Source organism: bacterium (genome assembly GCA_040755795.1).
Classification (GTDB): domain Bacteria; phylum UBA9089; class CG2-30-40-21; order CG2-30-40-21; family SBAY01; genus JBFLXS01.
The window spans coordinates 1-2,922 of the sequence record JBFLXS010000461.1 but is presented as its reverse complement, the minus strand read 5'-3'; the positions used below and the strand labels follow the sequence as shown (position 1 = coordinate 2,922).

Annotated in this window: 4 protein-coding genes; all 4 read left to right on the top strand. The window is 40.0% G+C overall.

The features are described from left to right. Positions 1–252 (top strand): hypothetical protein (locus tag AB1414_18350; protein MEW6609377.1); only part of this gene is annotated, 252 nt, incomplete at its 5' end. Positions 253–522: 270 nt separating this feature from the next. Further along, complete coding sequence (locus AB1414_18345) at positions 523–1,974, top strand: putative sulfate exporter family transporter (GenBank protein ID MEW6609376.1); 1,452 nt, start codon at positions 523–525, stop codon at positions 1,972–1,974. A 69-nt stretch (positions 1,975–2,043) separates the two neighbouring features. After that, positions 2,044–2,193 (top strand): hypothetical protein, encoded by a 150-nt coding sequence (locus tag AB1414_18340; protein MEW6609375.1) that lies wholly within the window; start codon positions 2,044–2,046, stop codon positions 2,191–2,193. Positions 2,194–2,197: 4 nt separating this feature from the next. Then, positions 2,198–2,614, top strand: a complete 417-nt coding sequence (locus AB1414_18335) for an alpha-amylase family glycosyl hydrolase (protein ID MEW6609374.1) — start codon at positions 2,198–2,200, stop codon at positions 2,612–2,614. Positions 2,615–2,922: the final 308 nt, after the last annotated feature.

The following is a 2,922-nucleotide window of genomic DNA, read 5'->3' as shown; positions in this document are numbered from 1 at the left end:
CGAGACAATGGCAAGAAGGGGATATTGTGTGCTTTTAAGGGAAGGGATGGTTTTACTTTCCTCTCGCTACTACAAAAAATAAATAATTACAACAACTTACATACATTTTCAGGGGAAACGCTCATGAACCTGCGGCTCACAAAGGACGATGAAAATATATGGAGTGCGGTAGCTTGCTACCGCTTTCGCAGGAGTAAAAGCGAAAGCAAGCTTTCGCACTCCAAAGGCTATTTTCAGGGGAAACGCTCATGAACCTGCGGCTCACAAAGGGGGATGAAAATAATGAAAGGACAACCCCCTAACCCCCTTTATTAAGGGGGAATACCTGTTCTAAACCAGAGGATACGAGTCTGTGGATACTATACTAATTCGCTAATCTCTAATTCACTAATTCGCTATTTTCAGGAGAATCCCCCATTTCACTGACGCATTACACAAAATATTATCCCTTTATTTCTAATTGCACAGGTGGAAAATAGGTCAAAATTGAACAGAATATAAACTAATAGGAGGAGGAAAAAAATGGAAGGGAAAACAAAAAATACACTTTTTAGTAATGAAGACTGGTTAGCAGTATGGTTGGGGCTTTTCATATTTTGTCTGGGTATAACAAAGGTTTGTTGTGGCATAGATGTTTTAGGTTGGGTAGTGAAAAATAGTGTCTGGATGGATTTGGGTAAGAGTTTTGCCGCGGTTTCCAAAACATATACAGGAATGCCTCCAATAATTTCTTTAGTCTTGACCTACCTATTTTTATTAGTCATTATGACTATTGGAGCTATGGGATTAGGCGTGTCTCTTAAAAAATTTATCTTGAGTTTTAGCATAGTTTTTGGGATAAGTTTTGTCTGTTGGACGCTTGGTCATTACGCCTACATTGCCGCTACCCCTGACCAACTTCAGAAATTTGGGATTGGTTGGTCCTGTAATCTTACCGGTGAGGCAGGACTTATTATCGCACTTCTGGTAGGATTGTGCATTGGGAATTTCTTTCCCCAGGTAACAAATGCTCTTAAAGAAGGAATTAAACCAGAATGGTATATTAAGACAGCAATAGTTATTTTAGGGGCAGGATTAGGTGTAAAGGCAGTTGAGGCATTAGGGTTAGCCACAAGTGTTATTTTTCGTGGTTTTTGTGCGATTGTAGAGGCATATCTCATATATTGGGCGGTAGTTTATTTTATTGCCCGAAGATACTTCAAATTCAGCCGAGAATGGGCGGCACCACTTGCCTCAGGAATATCCATTTGTGGTGTCTCAGCGGCTATAGCTACCGGAGCGGCTATTAAAGCTAAACCCAGAGTAGCAATTATGGTTTCCTCTTTAGTGGTTGTCTTTGCGGTGATTGAATTAATCCTCTTACCTTTTCTTAGTCAAATATTTCTCTACCAGGAGCCAATGGTTGCCGGTGCCTGGATGGGATTAGCGGTTAAAACCGATGGTGCGGCAGTAGCCAGTGGAGCAATAACCGATTCCCTTATCCGAGCGAAAGTATTAGCCCTGCAAGGTATTAATTACAAAGAAGGCTGGATACTGATGACCGCTACGACCACTAAAATATTTATAGATGTTTTTATCGGTATCTGGGCATTTATTCTGGCACTTGTCTGGGTATATGCCATAGAGAAAAAACCAGGTGAAAAGGTTAAACCTATTGAAATGTGGCATAGATTCCCTAAATTTGTGATTGGTTATTGCTTCACATTTTTAGTTATGTTAGCACTATGCCTTATTTCATCAGGTCTTATTCCTGGACTGAAAGAGGTTACAGAGCAGTGTGATGTCTTTCGCAAGATATTCTTTGCGATGACATTCTTTTCCATCGGTGCAGTCTCGAATTTCAGACAACTCTGGCAAGAAGGAATAGGAAGATTAACCGCCGTCTATGTCCTCTGTCTTTTTGGTTTTATCATCTGGGTCGGACTATTTATCTCCTGGATATTTTTCCATGGCATAAAACCACCCGTAGTATAGAAGATGAAGAGAATATTGTTTGAAATTCAGTGAGTTCAGTGGCTAAAAATCTAAACGAGGTGTTTTAAAATGGCAGAAGAACTTAAAATTTCAGAAGAAATGCAGAAAATGGAATATGAGCCATTACTTCCTGCAGAAAAAAAACTTATTGCCTCAAGCCTGATTCTGGGAGTAATTCTTTTAGGGATATTGATAGCCATAAGTTATACCTTTTTCTAAGAGCGTGACAGTCGGCAATTCTGCTGGTTACCACGGCTATTGGGCACTTGATTTCGAGCGAATTGACCCTCACCTTTACTCACAAGACCCTTCATTGGCTGAAGGGAGTAAAGAGTATTTAAAGAGATTAATCGATAAACTTCACAAGGCAAATATCAAGGTCATACTCGATATGGTAGTTAATCATACGGGCTATCATAATCAAGCTTATCACGACTATCCCTACAAAAAGATACAGGACACCTGGTTCAATCCTGCCAGAGCAGAATGGGATGAGATAGAATCTCCACTTGCCGGGCTACCTGATTTGAATCATGACCTGCCTGAAGTAGCCGATTACTTTGTCAATAATATCGTTGATTGGATAGAACAAACAGGGATTGACGGCATTCGTATGGATAAAAGAGATAATCCCTTATGAGAATGGACAAATCAGTGTCAAACTACACAGGAAAGAGGCAAAGGTATATAAGTTAAGTTAGGGTTAGGTGGCTGATTTGGTTTAGGGATTATGAAGTTATTCTTTTTGCACAACCATCCTCACCTAACTCCTGAGCCTGTCAGGAGCAGGCTTACATTTAAAAAATCAGCCATTTCCGAATGAATATTTGTCATACTTAACTCTTCCTATTCCAAAATTAAGGACTCGGCTACCAACTGCCAGATATATTTGACTTCGATATCTAAATTGTACTTGCCTTTCAGGTTTTTCATGATCTGATCCCGGCA